Genomic DNA, 20,101 nt, shown 5'->3' with positions numbered 1-20,101 from the left:
GTTTCAGATCAAACATCATCTAAAAACAGCTCCGCCAGAAGCTTTTCCCGGTGCTGAAGAAAATACTTGGTTAAGGTGTAATGATCCGTATCCTCATAGTTCACTTCAGTGATTTGTTCACCATCAAAACTGAAGATGTCGGCTTCCGGATACCCTAATAAAATGGGGGAGTGAGAGGCGATAATAAACTGAGCTTGGTTTGATTTCGTCAAATCATGAAGAATTTTCAAAAATGCCAGCTGTCTTGCCGGGGACAAAGCAGCTTCAGGCTCATCGAGAAGATAGATTCCCTTCTCTTTAAAACGATGTTTGAAAAGCGATAAAAAAGATTCACCGTGTGATTGCTCGTGAAGAGATCTGCCTCCGTAGCCTCGAAAACCGGTGATGTCTACTTCATCAATATGAGTGGCAAAATGATAAAAAGATTCGGCGCGCAGAAAAAAGCCGTTTGTTACTTTAGGAAGCCATGACAATCTGATATAGTCTCCCAAATCCGAACCGGAACCGTACACTTCATATGTATTATTTCTTCCCCCGCCAGCCGTGTTAAATTCGCATTTATCTGCGATTGCTTCAAGCAGCGTCGATTTGCCTGATCCGTTTTCCCCCACAAAAAATGTTACGTTTTTTTGAAACGTCAGTTCTTTTAAATGTTGAATAGCAGGAATTGAAAAAGGATATTTTGCATAAGAAGGAACTTTTTCCCGAAGTAAAGTCAGCTTTTTTAAAAACATGCGAGCACCCCCTGCTTTGCTTTTACTCAACTGTATCACGTTTTCTTAGCGGATAACGAAAAAAGAGGTTTGCGCCTGAGCACAAACCTCTTGACTTAAATCGAAAATACTTCTTTTAAATGGGCGTCCAAATCAGCTAAATATTGATCTACTTGCGGATTGCTGATGACATCATGGACAGAGAATGTTTTTAAAGGCTTCATGCCGACGAATTCCTGCATTTTGTGCAAATGAAAGAGCGCTTCATCAAGACTTTTACCTTCGAAGAATGTCCCCTCTTTGGAGAATACATCCTTGGGCGCGTTCCATGTGGTTGAAAACATATACTTTTTGTCTGTAAACAGCCCGCCTCTGCCGTAGTCTTCAGACCCTTGATAAAAAAGCCCGTACTCATAAATTTCATCAATATATTTTTTAAATAAAGCAGGAACACTGAACCAGTAAACAGGCGTCTGATAAATAACAGCATCAGCCCACTTGAATTTCTCGTGCTCCTCCGGGATTTGATAGCCGTCTGCCACCACTGTTTTTTTTACTTCATATTTTTCACCCAGCTTGTCCGCCATCGCTGTAAAAATAGTGTGATTAAGCTGTCCTCTTGCATGGGGATAGGCTTCATGTCCGTTGATGATTAAAATATTTTTCATCTTTTCTTATCCTCCTTGTGTTTCAATTTACCAATATCTTTATGATTCCATCTTTCACCTTAAAAAGTAAAGCAGGTTGCACAATCAATTATTTTATTTTTTCCCAATACTAATTATCTTATTGCCTAATCCCTACTTCAGTGCTATGGTTTACTTGACTAAAGGAATAGGAGGATTTTTTAAGTGAATAAATTGCATACGTATAAGCGCATTACATTGTTGATAACACTGTTAGCGCTCGCTCTTATAACAGCTGCATGCAGCACTACTCAAAATAAGGCTGACAATCAAAAAACAGCCTGGGATGAGATAAAGGAAAAAGGGAAGATCGTTGTGGCGACTTCGGGAACCCTTTATCCTACTTCATATCATGACACTGATTCCGGCAAAGACAAGCTGACCGGCTACGAAGTGGAAGTCATCCGTGAAGCGGCTAAACGGCTCGACCTGGATGTCGAATTTAAAGAAATGGGCTTTGACGGCATGCTGACGGCGGTGGGGAGCGGACAAGTGGACGCTGCTGCCAACGATATTACAATGACCGACGACCGCAAAGAGAAGTTTTTGTTCTCTACGCCTTATAAATATTCATTCGGAACGGCTATCGTCCGCAAAAAAGATCTATCAGGCATCCACACGCTTGAGGACTTAAAGGGAAAGAAAGCCGCTGGCGCAGCTACGACAGTTTACATGGATATCGCGCGCCAATACGGAGCTGAGGAAGTCATTTACGACAACGCAACAAATGACCAATTTTTAAAGGATGTAGCGAATGGAAGAACCGATGTCATCTTAAACGACTACTACCTTCAAAAACTCGCGCTCGCCGCAATGCCTGATCTGGATCTGACTATTCATCCCGATCTTAAATACTATCCGCATCAGCAAGGCATGATCATGAAAAAAGGAAACGCAGAACTAAAAAAACAATTCGACAAAACAATTGACGAAATGCTGAAGGACGGCACAATTAAAAAGATTTCGAAAAAGTTTTTCGGCGGTGCCGATGTTTCGAAAAAGCAGGATATCGACTTTGTCGATGTCGATGTGAATAAATAGAGGGATGTCAATTGGGCTCTATTCAATGGGAGTATATTTTTAATGCAGAATTGGCTGCGAAATCGTTTCCTTATGTGATGCAAGGCATATGGAATACGCTTTTTATTTCATTCGCGAGCATGTTTGCCGGTTTAATTCTCGGTTTTTTCATCGCGCTTGGGCGCATGTCGGAGATCTCTTTGCTTCGTTGGCCGGCAAGAATCTATATTTCGTTTATGAGAGGCGTTCCGATCCTTGTCATTCTATTTATTCTTTATTTTGGTTTTCCTTATATCGGAATCCAATTTACGGCTTTGACTGCTGCCTTAATCGGCTTCAGCATGAACAGCGCCGCATACATTGCCGAGATTATCCGCTCGGCCCTGTCGTCCGTTGACAGAGGGCAGTGGGACGCTGCAAAATCGATCGGCTTTTCCTACTGGCAGACGATGTGCCACGTGATTGTCCCTCAATCGGTTAGAATTGCACTCCCTCCTCTTGCAAACGTAATGCTTGATCTCGTTAAAGCGTCTTCCCTCGCCGCCATGATCACCGTGCCTGAATTGTTTCAACAGGCAAAAATCGTAGGCGGACGGGAGTTCGACTATATGACGATGTATATTTTAGTTGCCTTGATTTACTGGGCCGTTTGCTCGGCGATCGCTTTGCTCCAGGATTTCCTGGAGAAGCGGACAGAGGTTTATATCAAAAAATAGCAAGAAGCTGCCGGGTGCTCCGGCGGCTTTCCATACTGTGAAACGGAGGCGGTATTATCCATATCCTCAGATCGACTTATTTTCACGCAGATCACCTTTATACGATCGACAGAAACAAATTAAGCTATCAAACCGATCCATCAGGCCATTTCCAAGCATCATACGTCTGCTGCAACCATACGAATGCCGAAGACCGCATCCATATATCCGTTTTCTTTGAAGGAAATGACCGGCCCTCGCAAACCTTTCCATCCATCGTTCCCGCTCATTCGTCCAAGGAAATCAAAATCAGGTTCCAGCATGTTCCTGCGGGCAGACACATCGTTTATATCATCACCCAGTCCTTCAGGTTCGACCCAAAGGCAGAGCACGATTGCAAATGGAATCGGGATGCCGACGATGTAGCACCCTACTATTTTGAATTGATTTCACATGCCCCGCATTCTGACCGGCTCTCGACTCATCCTGCTTGCATTGAACCTGTTAACTGTCAAATGAACAGCGGCAGCCCATCTCAAACAAGATTGATTTACTTGTCTGACAAAGCAGGAAACCCGGTTGAAAAAAACGGCCGAGAAGATCTGTATATCTCTTTGGTCAACCAGGAAGCGCATCGTTTAAAGGGCTGTTTATATTGCTTTGAAAACGGGGAATATCAAAAGTTCATGGTCAGTCAATCTAAAGCTCAAGCATTCTCCTATGAACTCGCTCCTGAAACCGTCCAGACTTATCCGATAAACTTAAAAATACTCGGGAGCCATTATTTCCGATTTCTGTCGACATCCATCCCGCCCGAGGGGCCATACAGAGACGTTCCTTTTCCGGCGAGGATGATTTATTACTCCAAGCTTTATACGTGACAGTCTCATACAGGGGGGGATGCCGCTCCCTGATCGTTTCAGCCGCTTGTGCTGCCGCACAAGCGGCTTCTTATTCCATTCCACTTCACCCGAATATCGCATGGATGAGAGCCTTTTGCAGCATTAAACACCCGCCCCATCCGCATACTCCAAACACAACAGAAATGACAACCGGAAATGATGCTTTTAAACTCAAAACCACGATCAAAAGGAGAACCGCCGTGGCGGGAAACCCCCATAGCACGCCTTTCGCGAATTGGCTTAAATGCTTTAAAGATTCCCCTTGTACACTAAGCCAAAATAAACTCAGCAGACTGACAAGAGGCAATGCCGCAATCATTCCACCCATTTCAGGCGATTTTCGTGCAATTTCGGTTATAATGGCGATCAATATTGCAGAAACCCCGATTTTCACTATTAAAAACATGATTTTGCCTCCCGGCTCAACAAGGAAAATGCTGTTTTAATCATTTCGACTTCTTCTTCATTTAATTGCTCCAACACCTTTTGCAGTTTTTTCGGATGAAGTCTCGTATGCCGTTTCACTGCTTCTTCACCTTCAGGCGTTAACGTGACGTAGACTTTGCGTTCATCGCTGCTGTCCCGGTTTTTCTGTACAAGTCCTTTTTGTATCAGTCTTTTCACATGTTCTGATGCCGTATTATGAGAGACATCCAATAATTTTGCTAAATGACCAATGGTCACCAAGCGGTTTTTTTCGATATGCTGAAGCATTCGAACCGCGTGGTGAGACAAATGATCATCATGCTTTGTGTGCAGATGGTAGTAAATATCCGTCCAGTCCTGATTCATCATTTCTATGATTTTCTCCGTATTCACTTTCATCACCCTCTCTAATTATATCTTATAATACGATATATTCTTAAATCAAGACATAAAAAAACCCGGCTTTACCGGGTGTTCGCTTTTATTCATTTCAGGTGCTTTCTCAAAAACGCCAGCTTTTCGGTTTGGAACGGCGGGATGTATTCGTGTCCAAAATAGCGGTACACTTTTATTTCTTTATCCGTTTTCAAGTGATTGTAAGCCGCAAAGACGGTGGATGGCGGTGTGATGGTGTCAACCAGTCCGATCGACATGAGAACGGGCGCTTTGACCGCTTGGGCAAGGTTCATGATATCAAAATAAGACAGGGTCCGCATAGCCGCCTGTTCAATATTCGGGCTGGTGTTTCTTCTGAAAAAGGAGTTGATTTCGAGATAAGGCTGGTCGATCGCTATATCGATCGCTCGTTGAAAATTGCTTAAATAAGGGTATTCGGACACGGCTGCTTTTGGAATATCGGACAGCGCCGAAACCGCGACAGCCAGCCCGCCTCCTTGGCTTGCCCCGATCACTCCGATCCGCTTTTCATCGACTTCAGCAAAACCGCTGACCACTTCGACTGCTCGTACGGCATCTAAATAGACCCCTCTGTAGTAATATGTTTTCGGATCGAGGATTCCTTTTGTCATCCAGCCGGGTACATGTCCGTGTTGAGAGGTCTCTGTATCTTCACTGCTGCTCTGCCCGCGGACCAGCATACCGAATGCCGCATAACCGTGAAGAGCCCAATTGACAATATCATGAATGTCTCCGTCATAGCTGGCGTTATAGCCGTGATATTTGACGATCGCAGGATGCGGCCCTTGGCGGTCGGGTACTGCATACCAGCCTTTGATTCGCGCTCCCCCGGTGCTTCTGTATGTAAGCCAGTAGACTTTTACCCCGTCAGCCGGATATTCATGCGGTTCAAGCTCAGGCTCCGCTTTTATATTTGACAATTCCTCCAATGAACCCTTCCAGAACTCTTCAAAATCAGCCGGTGCCGTCCGTTCCGGTTTATACTGGTAAAGCTGTTCTAGCGGCATATCATAAGGCTGCTGCATCTTGTCTTTCCCCTCTTCTTTTCATTTTTTGAATATTCTTATCATAACATTCCCCTTCAAGGCTGTGTATGGATTTTATATGTATTGATTCTGTCACTTCTGCTCCTCCCATTATCTGACCCCGCCGCACAAAACCGCTTTTTCAATTTATGTTATAATGCTAGATTGAAACTAAAAATATGCATTTGCGCGGAGGTTTTTTTGTGGCTTCACAATCCTTTCTGCAGCTGAACTCAATATTTATCAGTATATTAATAGAAGCGATTCCGTTCGTTTTGATCGGGGTTTTTATATCAGGTTTGATTCAAATGTTTGTGACGGAGGAGATGATGGCGAAAATCATCCCGCAAAACCGATTTCTCGCCGTTTTGTCAGGGACATTTGCCGGGGTATTGTTTCCGGCTTGCGAGTGCGGCATCGTTCCGATTGCCCGCAGGCTGCTTTTAAAGGGCGTACCGCTTCACGCAGCGGTCGCCTTCATGCTGACGGCCCCGATCATCAATCCGATTGTGTTATTCTCGACATTCATCGCTTTCGGGAACAAATGGGATGTTGTGTTCTATCGCGGCGGATTGGCGATTGCGGTGTCTCTCATTGTCGGGCTGATCATCTCTTATCAATTTAAAGGGAATCAGCTGATCGAGAACGGGACACGCGGCCATCACCACCATACCCATGCGAACCAGTCTTTCCTGCAAAAGCTCGGCGGGACGCTCCGCCATGCAGTTGACGAGTTTTTCTCAGTCGGAAAATATTTGATCATCGGCGCATTTGTCGCAGCGGCAATGCAGACGTATATTAAAACATCTACCCTTTTGGCGATCGGGCAGAATGATGTGTCTTCATCCCTTGTTATGATGGGGTTGTCATTTGTGCTGTCCCTTTGTTCAGAGGTCGACGCTTTTATTGCTTCTTCTTTCAGCAGCACGTTTTCACTCGGCTCACTTATCGCCTTTCTTGTATTCGGAGCGATGGTGGACATTAAAAATCTGCTGATGATGCTCGGCATCTTTAAAAAACGTTTTGTGTTTGTCTTAGTCGCCTACATCGCCGTTATTGTCTTAGCCGGATCACTGTTGGTAAAGGGGTGAGAACATGTTTCGCATATTCATTTTAATGTTGTTTACGTTTTTCTTTTTTCATCTTCATGCATCCGGCAATCTGACAAAATATATTAATATGAAATATGCTTACCTTTCATACATCGCTATTTTTCTTCTGGCCATTTTGACAGCGGTGCAATTCTACATTTATATGAAAGGCTCAGACGAAAAAGGATGTGACCGCGACTGCGGATGCGGCCATGATCACGATCATGAAAAAGATAAGCCTTTTCTGAAAAGGATGTTCATTTATTTCGTGTTCATCTTCCCTTTATGCACCGGACTTTTTCTGCCGGCAGCGTCGCTTGATTCCAATATCGTCAAGTCGAAGGGCTTCTCGTTCAAAGCGATCGAACAGCCGGAGCATTATGCCCAAACCCAGTACCTGCGCCCTGATACAAGCATCTACTACGGCGAGGAAGGGTACGATGAATTGATGAATAAAGCGCTGAAAAATTATAAAGGAAAACAGCATATTTCATTAAAAGACGATGATTTTTTGAAGGGCATGGAAACGATCTATCAATATCCGGGAGAATTCCTTGACCGAACGATCGAATTCGACGGTTTTGCCTTTAAAGGGGAAGCGATCGATGATAAACAGCTGTTTGTTCTCCGCTTCGGAATCATTCATTGCATCGCCGACTCGGGAGTCTACGGTATGCTGGTCGAATTCCCTGAACATACGAATATTAAAGACGATCAGTGGCTCCATGTAAAAGGAACGCTGTCTAACGAATACTATCAGCCTTTCAAATCTACGATTCCCGTGATGAAGGTGAAGGATTGGTCTCCTATAAAAGAGCCGAAAGATCCTTACGTTTATCGGACATATTAAAAGCCGGCACTTCATGCACCGGCTTTTCTTTTTCTGTTTACGATTTGTAGCCTGCTTTCTTCATCAGCATTAAATCGATAAACAATTGACATCTAGTATTAAAATCATTGAGATCGATCGATGTCATTTCCAATATTTGTTTGATACGGTAGTTGAGCGTGTTTTGGTGGATAAACAGCTGTTCTGCGGATGGCTTGACCTTGCAGTTGTTGACGAGATAAATTTCAAGCGTTCTCAAAAATTCGGTGTGGCTTTCTTTATCTTTTTCTTTCAGCAGCTGAAGGTCCGGGTTTACATATTGCAGATGATCGTTTTTTGCGGCGATTTGATCAAGATACCTGAAAAGCCCGAGCTTTTGGTATTCATAGGGAATGTGTTCCTGGCTTCCCGTGATTTCAGCTGCTTTCGTCACTTGGAGCGCCTCTCTGTAGCTTCTGCCAAGGGACAGCGGGCTGCTGTACTCATTGCCGACCCCGATTAAAATAAGAGGCAGCATTTGCGAGCGCAAATGGGTCAACAGACGGTTGATCAGTTCTGAGGCCGCAGCCAGCGCGGAACGCTTGCGCGACACACTGCCGACAATGATGGCGATATTCGAATGATCCTCCAATACGTGACTGATATTATCTTTCAGGTTTAAATAAGACCGGATCGTTTCCTTCAGATCCTCGAGCAGTTCATCCTCCCCGTCAACGACTTGAAGCACCATGACGGTAAACACGGCCGGCAGGACAACGCTCGCCTTATCGGCGGCGGCTTTCAGCTCTTTTTCCGTTTGAAACTGATCGTTAATTGCCTTTTTGTAAAGCTCTTCCGCCTGTTCTTCTTTTTCTTGTTTGAGGCGTTTTTTCTTATAAATGATCTTCCCGACATGAAAGGATGCTTTGTATAAGAAATCAAGCTCTTCATCAGACAGGTCGTCTTCAATCTCCTGCACCCAGATATAGCCCATAATTTCGTCTTTATACTTGGCGCTGACGACAACCCGCTGGTTTAACCCGATTTCTTCAATCTGTTTTACCCTAAAAGGAGTCGGAATCGTTTTCAATTGATCAATAATGCCTTCTTCGACGAACTTTTCAAAGATCGGCAGCGGACATTTTTTGGAGAAAATCGTTTGCTGGTTTGCTGCATCAAAATGGTTAATATAATAGGAGTTATAAGCTAATAAGAAAAAATCTGCGCTTTCCAGTATGACCGGCTTTTTCAGCTCGCCGCTGATAAAGTCAATGATCTCATTAATGTTTGAAAGAGAAACAACTTGTTCTAATAGCTCTTCCATATCCTTTCTCCTACTCGTTTTTAACTTAATCATACTTCTCCTTTACACTCTTGTATAGACTTATATGCGACTTTTAAAAAAATGGGATCAATCCCCTGTTAGAAGGGGGGAGAAGGCCTATAAAAAGAGAGACGGAGAATGGTTTCCCATCTCCATCATCGTTACAGTGTTTGTTTGTATTGCTCGAATTCATCAAGCACCTGCTGCTCCGGTTTTGATGTCAATAGACTGACGACAAACACAAACAGCAAGCTGGCGGCAAAGCCCGGAATCATTTCATAAAGAACATCGGAAAGTCCGGCTTCCGCCCAAATGATGACGGTAACTGCTCCGGCAACCATTCCGGCAAGCGCCCCCCATTTTGTCATCCTCTTCCAAAACAAACTTAAGATGATCACTGGGCCGAACGACGCGCCGAAACCCGCCCAAGCATAGCTGACAAGACCGAGAATCGTATTGTTTTTTGTCCAGGCGAGACAGAGTCCGACAATGGAAACCGCCAAAACCGACAGCCGTCCGAAAAAGACGAGTTCTTTGTCAGATGCAGAGCGTTTAAATAGCGTTTTGTATAAATCTTCAGTTAGAGAACTTGATGTAACTAGCAGCTGGGAGGAAATTGTACTCATAACCGCTGCTAAAATCGCCGAGATTAAAAAGCCTGTGATCAGAGGGTGAAACAGAATGTTCCCCAATTGAATGAAGATCGTTTCCGGATCATCCAAGTGAAGCCCGTTCTTCGAGTAATACGCAATACCGAGCAATCCGGTCAGCAGTGCGCCCGCACTTGAAAAGATCATCCAACCCATGCCGATCCGGCGCGCTTTCTTCGTTTCCTTGACAGAGGATATCGCCATAAAGCGCACGATAATGTGAGGCTGTCCAAAGTAGCCGAGGCCCCATGCAAACAAGGAGATGATGCCGAGGACACTCGTTCCTTTAAAAATATTGAGGAGGTTAGGATCGATCGACTGGATTTCGCTGAAGGCTTCTATCGGTCCCCCCGTCTGAATGAACGTAACAACCGGAACAAGAACTAACGCGACAACCATAATGATACCCTGGACAAAGTCCGTCCAGCTGACGGCCAAAAACCCGCCGAAAAGCGTGTAGGCCACGACGACACCCGAAATGATCCACAGCCCTGTATGATATTCCAAATGAAACATGCTGTTAAATAAAACGCCCCCGGAAACCATTCCTGATGATACATAAAACGTAAAAAAGGTAATAATGACGACTCCGGAAAATATTCGCAGGATCTTTGATTTGTCATGAAAGCGGTTTTCTAAAAATGCAGGGATGGTGATCGAATTGCCTGCTACCTCGGTGTATGACCTCAAGCGCGGCGCCACAAAAATCCAGTTCGCCCATGCACCGAGTACAAGGCCGATGACAATCCATGAACCGCTCAGGCCTGTTGCAAACATGGCGCCCGGCAGCCCCATCAAAAGCCAGCCGCTCATGTCTGATGCGCCGGCGCTGAGCGCCGTGACAGCAGGCCCGAGCGTCCGTCCGCCAAGCATATAGTCTGAGAGGTTTGCTGTCCGTTTGTAAGCGTAATACCCAATATAAAGCATCCCTACCATGTAAATCACGATGGAAATGATCAATTGTACGTTCTGAATAAGAATCTCCCCCCAAGTTGCCGTTTATCTAAATTTTTAGACTAATTTCTCTTTTTTTGAAGGCAGCCTATGAAAGGCTGCCTTCGTCCCCCTGTTTAACCCCTTTTCTTACACCTTAAAACGTTTCACTGATCGTTTTCGCCTGCATGTGAAGCGCAAGATAATCAGGGCCGCCCGCTTTAGAATCAGTTCCCGACATTTTGAAACCGCCAAACGGATGGTAGCCGACGATCGCCCCTGTACAGTTGCGGTTGAAATACAGATTTCCGACATGGAATTCTTGTTTTGCTCTGTTGATATGGTCGCGGTTTTTAGTAATGACCGCGCCTGTCAGGCCGTATTCGGTGTTGTTGGCAACTTCCAGCGCCTCATCAAAGCTGCTGACTTTTGAGAAAGCAACAACAGGTCCGAAAATTTCTTCCTGCATTAACCGGGCTTTCGGATCCAGATCGGCAAAGATCGTCGGATCGATGAAGTAGCCTTTTGAATCATCGCCTTTTCCTCCGCTGACTAAGCGGCCTTCTTCTTTTCCGATTTCGATATAGTCCATGATTTTATTATACGATGCCTGGTCGATGACAGGTCCCATATAAACGTCCGCGCTGTCAGGCTCTCCGACTTTCTTGGACTCCGTAATTTCGATTACGCGCTTCAATACTTCGTCATATACCTTTTCATGCACGACAGCCCGTGAACCTGCTGAACATTTTTGGCCTGCAAAGCCGAAGGCAGATGTGAAAATTGATTGTGCAGCCAATTCAATGTCACAATCCTCATCAACGACGACCGTATCTTTTCCGCCCATTTCAGCAATCACTTGTTTTAAGTGTGTCTGACCAGGCTGAACCTTCGCTGCGCGCTCAAAAATGCGCGTTCCGACTTCCCTTGAACCTGTAAACGTAATGATGCTTGTTTTCGGATGATCCACCAGGTAATCCCCGACTTCAGCTCCGCTTCCAGGGACGAAGTTAACTACTCCTTTTGGAAGTCCGCTTTCTTCAAGCACTTCAACGAACTTGGCAGCAATGACAGGCGCTGCGCTTGCAGGCTTCAGAACAACCGTGTTTCCTGTCACGATCGGCGCAACCGTCGTTCCGGCCATGATCGCGAAGAGGAAGTTCCAAGGCGGAATAACAACCGTTACACCAGTCGGTGTGTACACATATTGATTTCGTTCGCCTTCACGGCTGTTAACCGGCTTTCCTTTCGCAAGCTCAATCATTTGCCGCGCATAGTATTCCATAAAATCGATCGCTTCTGCCGTATCCGCATCCGCTTCATTCCAAGGTTTACCTGCTTCTTTGACTAGAAGCGCAGAAAACTCATGCTTTTTGCGGCGCACATTGGCAGCCGCGCGGAATAAAACAGCCGCTCTTTCTTCAGGATCTGTGTATCTCCAAGTTTCAAACGCTTTCGCAGCCGCCTGAATGGCCTTTTCCGCATGATCCTGAGTAGCCTTGGATACCGTGCCTACAACTTCTTCTTTGTTTGCAGGATTGATCGATACAATCTTGTCTTCCGTTTCATACCTTTCTCCATCGATAACAAGAGGATAGGACTGACCCAGCCATTCGTTATTTACCGTTTCCAGAGCTTTTTCGAATGCCTTCCGGTTTTCTTCGATCCCGAAATTTGTAAATGGTTCGTGTTTGTAAGGTGTTGTCATGCTAATCTCCCCTTTTTATCGTTTTATTTCTTCGTCATGCCTTTAAACGCAAAAGCGATGTTGGCAGGCCGTTCGGCAAGCCGTCTCATAAAGTATCCGTACCAGTCGTCTCCGTAAGGAAGATACACACGCATATTGTAGCCTTCCTTCACCAGTTCCACCTGAGTTTTGCTGCGCATCCCGTACAGCATTTGAAATTCGAAGCGGTCTTTGCCGATTTGATGCTCTTTCGCAATTTCTTTAGTGTAATCAATCATCTTGTCGTCATGAGTTGCGATGGCTGTGTAATGGCCGCTCAGCAGCTGCTTTTTAATGAGCTTTTTGTAATTCTCATCCACATCTTTTTTGTCAGGAAACGCCACTTGTGGCGATTCTTTATAAGCTCCCTTCACAAGACGGAAAAACGGATTATACGGATTAAGCTCCTCCAAATCCTGTTCGGTCCGGTACAAGTAAGCCTGCAGGACCGTGCTGACATACTCGTATTTCTGCCTGAACTCCTTAAAGAGGTCAAGCGTCTTTTGGCAGCGTACTTCATCTTCCATATCGATTGTGACCATCACTTTGTGCTGTTCGGCACATTCCAGAATGCTGGTCATATTATCCCTGACAAGGTCAAGGTCAATATCGAGCCCCAGTGACGTCATCTTTAATGAAACATGTGAATTAAGCTGTTCCTGAGCAATCAGCTGAATGGCCCGAATGCATTCCTGCGTGCGTTCCCTTGCGACTTCCCTGCTGTCTACAAATTCGCCCAAATGATCAACTGTGACAGTCAATCCTTGTTCGTTCAGCCCCTTAATAATCGGAATTGAAGCTTCAAAATCTTTTCCTCCGATAATTTTTCCGGTCGCGACGGAACTCCCCCAATTTCTCGCCAGGCGATTCAGGATGCTGCTTTTAGATAAGAATAGGAAAAAGTCTCTTGTTATCACTTCCATTACTCACACCCCGCCATCTCATGAAATATTTCTTTATATTCTTAATTTTATAAGAGCAAAGGGTCGATTCACAATATTTCGAAAAAACAAAAAAGCTGACGATTTTTGTGGTTTTTCCACAATGTTTTACATCTGCTGGGATTTTTTCAGAAACTTTCTTCCTAAAACTTGGTTGGTATACGACAATAGAATCAGGAAGAAACTTCGGTAAAGAACAGGATGCGTTTTCGGCGAACCCGTTTTTGCGAATGCCCTTTCTGCCGTTCCGCGCCGCTTTATTTGAAAACGCTTTCTGTTATACTCAACCATTTCCCTATGAATGCAAAGAAAAAACCCTTTAAGAATACTTAAAGGGAATACTATGTTATGCCCACACCTCGTCTAGCGTTTCTCTAAACAGCCGGTCAAGCTCCTGCGTCAGATCTTCATGATCTGTTTTATATGCTTTGGCAACCGTCTGAAGCCGCTCCAATTCACGATCAATAAATGCGTGGAGGATAGGGTTTTGAGGTTCAAGATTGAACTCCTCCCCTTTCTTTTTCCTCTCAAGCAGCTGTTGGATTTCCGTTTTCAGCGGTCCATCTTCCGTAAGTTCGTCAAGCAAAACCTGAAATTCAATCGGAGGAACCGTCCGGCGGCTTTCAATCCACTGACAAGCCAGAATTGGGCGGAGCACATAAAAATATTTTTTGATTTTCACTTCTTCCCGCTGCAGATAGTGGCGGAAATTCCCTGATGCCATATTGAGATAATGGTACATGCAGGAGACTGGAGAAAAGGCGCGGCTTTTCAGCCGCCTCATGTTTTCCGCCAGCGAATAGGCTTCATAATAAACCGTTCCCGAGGAAAGCCATTCGAGAAGCGGAGGGTTTGATTTCCTAAACAGTCTTAACGCTTTTGTCAGCTCCCAACCGCTGATATCGAGAGAATCGTCAATCGGCAGTTCAATCACATCGCTCTTTGCATCAATTGACAGATACCAATCTTTTTGATGGACATAAATAAATCTGACATCGTAATCACTGTCCTGTGAGGGAAAGCCCCAGGCTCTGCTGCCCGATTCAACCGCATAGAGGATTTTAACACCGTATGTCGCTTCAATGTTTTTCAGTTCTTCTTGAATTCGCTGTTTCATAATAAGTGCACCGCCAGTTTATCGTTTCTATTATTTACATTATAGTGTCTGCTCAGGCATTAAGCGACTTTTTTGCGGTCGCAGAGCCAGAAAAGATCTTATCCAGAGAAGTGGCTGCCGTGTATTCTTTGGCCTGCCCGTTTTTATGGCGGCGGGACGTCAAACGGTCAAACAAGACCGAAAGAGCCAATGATCAGACAAATCATTGGCTCAATATATTGACACAGCGATAGAAACAGCTTAATTAAACGTTTGTTTAAGATCAGCTAAGCCCCAGCATCTCCACAATGTAGTCGGCCGTTTCCTCGGCAGACCGGTGATCTGTTTCGACTTTCAAGTTGTGGAATGCATACATGCTCTTTCTCTCATTAAACAGCTGTTTCATTTCTTCGATTGAGCGGTTATGAAGAACCGGCCTGTTCTCAATCAAGAGATCTATCCGCTGCTTCCAACTCTCCCATGTTAAATCAAGAAAGATGACAAAGCAGTGTTCGAGACACTTCTTTCTGATGTCCTCCTGTTGGAAAGCGCCTCCCCCTAAAGATACGATGCTGCCCATTGTATGTTCGCACATCTGAAAAATATAGTCTTTTTCAGTCTGTCTGAAAAACGCTTCCCCTTTTTGTTTAAACATCTCCGGAATAGTCATTTGAAAGTCATTTTCAATCTGCTGGTCGATATCGATAAAGTCGCGGTCTAATTTCTTTGACAGAAGCTGACCGATGGTTGTTTTCCCGACGCCCATAAACCCGATCAGCACGATATTCTTATCTCTCATTGCGGCATTCATTTCCAGCTTCTACTCCTCCTTGCATAAAGGAATCAAATATCTTAATTATATGGCAAATCCAGCTTGAATGATATAGGGTGCCTGTTAATAAAAAAAGAGGCTGAAGTCAGCCTCTTTTTTGCTATTTCCACCAGTCGTCAAACATTGAAGCAGGGACTTGGCGTTTGTGCTCGGATGCCTTATAGCGTTTTTCGATCGCCTCGGCCACCTCGCTGGAGACGGCTTTTCCTTCAAGGTAGTCGTCGATGTTATCATACGTCAGGCCGAGCTCTGTTTCATCGGATTGCTGAGGTTTTTCATCAAGCAAATCGGCGGTCGGAGACTTCGTATAAAGCCGCTCCGGCGCTCCCAGTTCTTCCAGCAGGCTTCTGCCCTGGCGCTTTGTCAATCCTGTTAGCGGCAAAAGGTCTGCCCCTCCGTCTCCGTATTTTGTGAAGAATCCGGTAACAGCTTCTGCAGCATGGTCTGTTCCGATCACCAGCAGCTGATTTTGACCCCCGATCGCATATTGGGCAATCATCCGGACTCTTGCTTTTACATTGCCTTTGTGAAAATCGGCAAGCGCCTCTCCCGTGACTGACTGATATTGATCAGCAAAAGAGCCTACAGTTGAAGCAATGTCAAAAGCAAAAGACTTGTCCGGCTGGATAAATTTGAGTGCCAGCTGGGCGTCATCTTCATCCTGCTGAACGCCGTAAGGCAAGCGGACCGCAATAAATTCCGCCTGAACGCCTTCTTCTCTCAATTCTTCAACAGCCAGCTGGGCAAGCCTGCCCGCCAATGTGGAGTCCTGTCCTCCGCTGATGCCTAAAACAAAACCTTTGGCACCCGTTTTTTTCAAATAGCTTTTTAAAAAACCGACCCTTTTTTCAATTTCCTGTTTCGGTTCGATAGAAGGCTTTACATTCAGTTCCTGCATGATTTTTTCTTGTAAAGTCATCCGTCATTCCTCCTTTTGACTGAATGAACCGTAATGATTATGTCTTTAACTATAGCATATGTTTTATTTCAAAGTGAATATTGAGGTGCGCAGAGAGCCTTTCCTCCCTCTTTTCTTCGTGAATAAAAAAGGCGCCCCCTGGCAAAATAACAAGAAGATTTAGAGGGGTTGAAACGATGAAACGACAAGCGAAAAAAGGAGATTTAAAATGGTGGCAGCTCTCCATGATCGGAGTCGGCTGCACAATTGGAACGGGGTTTTTTCTCGGTTCAAGCATCGCGATTAAGAAAAGCGGCTTTTCCGTATTAGCCGCCTTTCTTCTTGCTGCCCTTGGCACTTTTCTCGTCTTTCAGCAGCTGGCGAAATTAACGGCGGATCATCCTGTTGAAGGGTCTTTTTGTTCTTATGCCAGGGAGGCCTTCGGCAATTGGGCGGGGTTTAGCAATGGCTGGGTCTACTGGTCATCGGAAATGCTGATTATCGGGAGTCAGTTGACGGCGATCTCCCTGTTTACACGCCATTGGTTTAACCAGGTTCCGCTGTGGGTGTTCGCCTCCATTTATGCGGTTCTCGGGCTGATCGTCATTTTCACAGGGCGCAGCAGTTTTGAAAAAACGGAAAACATACTGGCCGTGTTGAAAACGGCGGCCATTTTAATGTTTATCATCATCGCTGTCTTGGCATTGTGCGGGCTGTTACCAGGAAAAACGCCTGACGCGCAGTTCCCTGACCGGGTTCACGAGTTGTTCCCTTTCGGCTTTATGGGATTATGGACGGGGTTGATTTACACATTTTACGCCTATGGAGGAATAGAAGTCATGGGTCTGATGGCGATTCACTTAAAAGACCCGAAAGATTCATCAAAATCAGGGAGCCTGATGCTCATAACCCTTGCTGTGATTTACGTCGCATCGATCGGGCTGGCCATGCTCCTAGTCCCCCACGGGGCATTTACCGAACAGAACAGCCCGTTTATTACGTCATTAAAAGACTTTCATCTCGATTTGATCATGGATATTTTCAATGGCATTTTCATTATCGCCGGTTTTTCAACGCTGACTGCTTCCCTGTTCGCTGTCACCACACTGATGGGAACAATGGCGAAAAATGGAGATGCACCGGCCTGCTTTGCGAAAAAAGAAAAGGCGAAAGTATCGTGGCCGGCACTCGGCCTGACGGTGCTCGTTCTCGCTGCTTCCATCGTTCTGTCACTGCTTTTGCCGAAGCAGCTTTATGAACATATGACAACGGCCGCCAGCTTAATGCTGCTCTATAACTGGATGTTTATCCTGCTTTCCAGCAAAAAGCTCACAAAGCCAAAAATGAAAGGGAATGTCCAGATTATCACAGCGCTTGTCCTGATTTTATTTGCCGTTTCAGGTACGTTATTTGAAAAAAACAGTAGACCCGGCTTTTTTGTGAGCCTTCTGTTTCTTGCCGTTATTGCTGTTGTGACAATGCTGATGAAAAAAAGGTGGGCCCATCAGGAACAGAAAAACGGGCAGACATAATCAGCCTCCCGCCTTCAGCAGTTCGAGCATCCCCTGATAGCCGAAGTAACATCCGAAAACAATTAGACTGATGCCCGCGAGCCAAGTCGTTGCTTGGATCATCCGCGGGCTTAAAAATGTTCTGAATGTCCCCGCAAGAAAAGACATGGCCAAGTCCCACAAAAAAAGTCCGATTAAAATGCCTGAACTGCATATTAGCAGCTGGTATGATTCGTACGTCTCTACCGTTTTCGCCAAAATGCTTCCGTAAATGCCGAGCCAGAACATGATGCTCAGCGGGTTTGAAAGGGAGATCACCAGCCCAGACAAGAAAGATTTGCGGTATGAACCTTTCTCTCCCGCACCTCTCATCAGCGATACTTCCTTCGCCTTGACCAGGCTCTCGATCCCCGTATAGGTCAAAACAAAAAAACCAAACAGCCATAAAAATGTTTTTAAAAATGGCGCTGTCAAAAATTGAGCGACTCCAAAATAGATCAAAGCCATATATAAGACATCCGCCGTCACAGCGCCAAGACCAAACAGCCAGGCATGAAAGAAGCCACCTTTCATCCCCCTGTCGATCTGCGCCGCATTCACAGGGCCGACAGGTGCGGCCAAAGACAAGCCCAAAAACACATAACTCAGGAAGATGTTTATCATATCTCGTCCTCCTTCCGCGGATAACTTGTACAATGTATTCAAAAAGAGGAGATGATAGAACAAACAGATTAAAAAGCCTTTTCCCATTGCGGGAAAAGGCTCTTCTTTATATGCCAAGCTTTGAAAGTGCAAATGTCCAAATGCAAATGATGAAAAGCAGGATCAAGCTATATTTAACGGTTTGGCTGAAAAGCTTTGATTCCTGCCCTGTCTCTTGGACCGCGGCTGTTGCAATCGCAATCGACTGCGGTGAGATCAGCTTGGCCATCACGCCTCCCGCGGTATTGGCGGCAAGCAGCAACGCTGAGCTTGTCCCGATTTGCGCTCCGGTGACAGCTTGCAGGTGGCCGAATAATGCATTGTTGCTGACGACTGAACCTGTGATAAACACGCCGATCCAGCCCAATACGGGACTGACGAACGGAAAAATATCCCCTGCTTTGGCAAGCGCCAGTCCGATGGTTGAACTCAATCCGGCATAATTGGCCAGGTTTGCAAAACCCATCACAAAGCAAATGGTCAGAACAGGAAGCCACAGTTCCTTGACCGTCTCTTTCAGGCTGGAAAGTCCTCCGCGGAAACTGATGTTTCGGCTCAGCACAATCGTGAAGATCACGGCGATCAGTATCGCCGTACCCGTCGCTGAAATGAAGTCAAGCTTCATCACGGCATCAAGCGGTGCCGGTTCCGGAGCGATTGGCGGCGTTTTCAGCACTTCCCGGTGAAGAAAAGGCATGTTGAATAAAATCGTCGATTGTTTCAGCCATCCGCCTTCCTGAAAAAGTCCTTTAAAACCGGGCAGGCTCCACACCGCAATGACGGCGGTCAAGATATAAAACGGAGACCAGGCTTTCATAATGTCTGCTGCATGATATTTTTCAGCGGGTTCATGTTCATTCCCGGTTTCTCTGTATATGTGGCGCGGCTGCCACTTTTTCAAAAACAGCGCCAGCGCTCCCATACTGATTAAAGCGGCCAAAATGTCCGCAAGTTCCGGCCCCAATCCAATCATCGTTAAAGTCTGCACCGCCGTATAGCTTCCGCTTAATACAAGGAGAGCCGGCAGCGTTTCCCTTATTCCTTTAAACCCGTCCAGTATGAAAACGAGCAGGAACGGGACAAAGAAAGTGATGAACGGCAGCATCAAAGCGAGCGTTCTGGAAAGCTCAACCGGTGTCAAGCCTCCCATCTGTGCTCCTGTGATTACCGGAATTCCGATCGCTCCAAAGGCGCCGGATGCCGCATTCGCAATTAAACATAGAGATGCCGCTTTTAAAGGTTTAAAACCAAGCTCGACAAGAAGAACGGCGCTGATCGCAATCGGCACGCCGAAGCCTGCCGCGCCTTCCAAAAAGGCGTTAAAACTGAACCCGATCAGCAATAACTGAAGCCGCTGGTCAGACGAAATCCCGGCAATGCTCGCTCTGATCACTTTAAACTTTCCGGTTTTGACAGAAATTTTGTAAAGCCATACAGCCATCAGGACAATATATCCGATCGGCCAAAGACCGTTTACAATTCCAAGTAAAACGGCTGAGACAGCTTTCGCAGCCGGCATGTGAAAAAAGAAAACCGCTACAATAAAGCTGACCGCCAGCGTCAAAAATGACGCGATGATTCCTTTCATCTTCAGCACGGTCAATGCAAGGAGAAAGAAAAGAATCGGCAGAATGGCGGCAAAAGCGCTGATAAACAGATTCCCAAACGGATCGTATATCTGCTGCCACATTTTCATCATCTCGCA

General features: G+C 45.6%; 20 protein-coding genes. 6 read left to right on the top strand and 14 right to left on the bottom strand.

The features are described from left to right. Positions 1–8: 8 nt before the first annotated feature. Positions 9–734 (bottom strand): AAA family ATPase, encoded by a 726-nt coding sequence (locus KI350_RS14595; protein WP_020450093.1) that lies wholly within the window; start codon positions 732–734, stop codon positions 9–11. 95 nt (positions 735–829) lie between these two features. Next, positions 830–1,381, bottom strand: coding sequence for an NAD(P)H-dependent oxidoreductase (locus KI350_RS14590; RefSeq protein WP_039073173.1), 552 nt, complete (start codon positions 1,379–1,381; stop codon positions 830–832). A 183-nt stretch (positions 1,382–1,564) separates the two neighbouring features. On the opposite strand from KI350_RS14590, the gene KI350_RS14585 reads away from it, so the two are divergent. From KI350_RS14585 to KI350_RS23070, 3 genes are all read left to right on the top strand, one after another. Next, on the top strand, positions 1,565–2,440 hold the full coding sequence (locus tag KI350_RS14585) for a transporter substrate-binding domain-containing protein (RefSeq protein WP_059230708.1): 876 nt from the start codon (positions 1,565–1,567) through the stop codon (positions 2,438–2,440). Positions 2,441–2,451: 11 nt separating this feature from the next. Continuing rightward, positions 2,452–3,135, top strand: a complete 684-nt coding sequence (locus tag KI350_RS14580) for an amino acid ABC transporter permease (protein WP_020450090.1) — start codon at positions 2,452–2,454, stop codon at positions 3,133–3,135. A 533-nt stretch (positions 3,136–3,668) separates the two neighbouring features. Continuing rightward, a complete protein-coding gene (locus KI350_RS23070) occupies positions 3,669–3,995 on the top strand; it encodes a hypothetical protein (protein ID WP_223254833.1) in 327 nt (108 codons plus the stop codon). A gap of 85 nt (positions 3,996–4,080) precedes the next feature. On the opposite strand, the gene KI350_RS14570 is transcribed toward KI350_RS23070, so the two are convergent. The 3 genes from KI350_RS14570 to KI350_RS14560 form a co-directional block, all read right to left on the bottom strand. Beyond that, complete coding sequence (locus tag KI350_RS14570; protein ID WP_020450088.1) at positions 4,081–4,422, bottom strand: DUF3147 family protein; 342 nt, start codon at positions 4,420–4,422, stop codon at positions 4,081–4,083. Continuing rightward, positions 4,413–4,841 (bottom strand): MarR family winged helix-turn-helix transcriptional regulator, encoded by a 429-nt coding sequence (locus KI350_RS14565; protein WP_043054046.1) that lies wholly within the window; start codon positions 4,839–4,841, stop codon positions 4,413–4,415. The genes KI350_RS14570 and KI350_RS14565 overlap by 10 nt, the downstream gene beginning before the upstream one ends. 86 nt (positions 4,842–4,927) lie before the next feature. Beyond that, a complete protein-coding gene (locus KI350_RS14560; protein ID WP_035337279.1) occupies positions 4,928–5,884 on the bottom strand; it encodes an acetylxylan esterase in 957 nt (318 codons plus the stop codon). A 179-nt stretch (positions 5,885–6,063) separates the two neighbouring features. Here KI350_RS14560 and KI350_RS14555 point away from each other — a divergent pair, with 179 nt between their 5' ends. Further along, a complete protein-coding gene (locus KI350_RS14555; RefSeq protein ID WP_049937190.1) occupies positions 6,064–6,975 on the top strand; it encodes a permease in 912 nt (303 codons plus the stop codon). A gap of 4 nt (positions 6,976–6,979) precedes the next feature. After that, entirely contained in the window at positions 6,980–7,825 is an 846-nt protein-coding gene (locus KI350_RS14550; RefSeq protein ID WP_145608024.1) for a TIGR03943 family putative permease subunit, read from the top strand. A 37-nt stretch (positions 7,826–7,862) separates the two neighbouring features. Here the strand turns inward: KI350_RS14550 and KI350_RS14545 are convergent, their stop codons facing one another. From KI350_RS14545 to nadE, 7 genes are all read right to left on the bottom strand, one after another. After that, a complete protein-coding gene (locus KI350_RS14545; protein ID WP_023855679.1) occupies positions 7,863–9,107 on the bottom strand; it encodes a PucR family transcriptional regulator in 1,245 nt (414 codons plus the stop codon). A 161-nt stretch (positions 9,108–9,268) separates the two neighbouring features. Then, complete coding sequence (putP, locus tag KI350_RS14540; protein ID WP_145608025.1) at positions 9,269–10,717, bottom strand: sodium/proline symporter PutP; 1,449 nt, start codon at positions 10,715–10,717, stop codon at positions 9,269–9,271. A gap of 130 nt (positions 10,718–10,847) precedes the next feature. Next, positions 10,848–12,398 (bottom strand): L-glutamate gamma-semialdehyde dehydrogenase, encoded by a 1,551-nt coding sequence (gene pruA, locus KI350_RS14535; protein WP_023855681.1) that lies wholly within the window; start codon positions 12,396–12,398, stop codon positions 10,848–10,850. 23 nt (positions 12,399–12,421) lie between these two features. Further along, the gene (locus KI350_RS14530; protein ID WP_171866290.1) at positions 12,422–13,333 is read right to left on the bottom strand and encodes a proline dehydrogenase family protein; all 912 of its coding nucleotides are present in this window, start codon (positions 13,331–13,333) and stop codon (positions 12,422–12,424) included. A 370-nt stretch (positions 13,334–13,703) separates the two neighbouring features. Beyond that, positions 13,704–14,474 carry a nucleotidyltransferase domain-containing protein gene (locus KI350_RS14525; RefSeq protein WP_145608026.1) on the bottom strand — a complete coding sequence of 257 codons (771 nt, stop codon included), beginning with the start codon at positions 14,472–14,474 and terminating at the stop codon, positions 13,704–13,706. Positions 14,475–14,736: 262 nt separating this feature from the next. Next, positions 14,737–15,264, bottom strand: a complete 528-nt coding sequence (locus KI350_RS14520; RefSeq protein ID WP_212930505.1) for a shikimate kinase — start codon at positions 15,262–15,264, stop codon at positions 14,737–14,739. Positions 15,265–15,385: 121 nt separating this feature from the next. Continuing rightward, positions 15,386–16,204 (bottom strand): ammonia-dependent NAD(+) synthetase, encoded by an 819-nt coding sequence (nadE, locus tag KI350_RS14515; RefSeq protein WP_020450077.1) that lies wholly within the window; start codon positions 16,202–16,204, stop codon positions 15,386–15,388. Between the two features lie 176 nt (positions 16,205–16,380). On the opposite strand from nadE, the gene KI350_RS14510 reads away from it, so the two are divergent. Beyond that, positions 16,381–17,715 (top strand): amino acid permease, encoded by a 1,335-nt coding sequence (locus tag KI350_RS14510; RefSeq protein WP_035337285.1) that lies wholly within the window; start codon positions 16,381–16,383, stop codon positions 17,713–17,715. Here KI350_RS14510 and KI350_RS14505 read toward each other — a convergent pair whose 3' ends face one another. Further along, positions 17,716–18,354, bottom strand: coding sequence for a LysE family translocator (locus KI350_RS14505; protein WP_023855684.1), 639 nt, complete (start codon positions 18,352–18,354; stop codon positions 17,716–17,718). Between the two features lie 109 nt (positions 18,355–18,463). Beyond that, a complete protein-coding gene (locus KI350_RS14500) occupies positions 18,464–20,086 on the bottom strand; it encodes an L-lactate permease (protein WP_059230773.1) in 1,623 nt (540 codons plus the stop codon). Positions 20,087–20,101: the final 15 nt, after the last annotated feature.

This window comes from Bacillus sp. J41TS8 (assembly GCF_018333035.1).
In the GTDB taxonomy this organism is placed as follows: Bacteria; Bacillota; Bacilli; order Bacillales; family Bacillaceae; genus Bacillus; species Bacillus paralicheniformis.
Note: the sequence above shows the minus strand (reverse complement) of the source record. Positions and strands in the feature narration are given on the sequence as shown.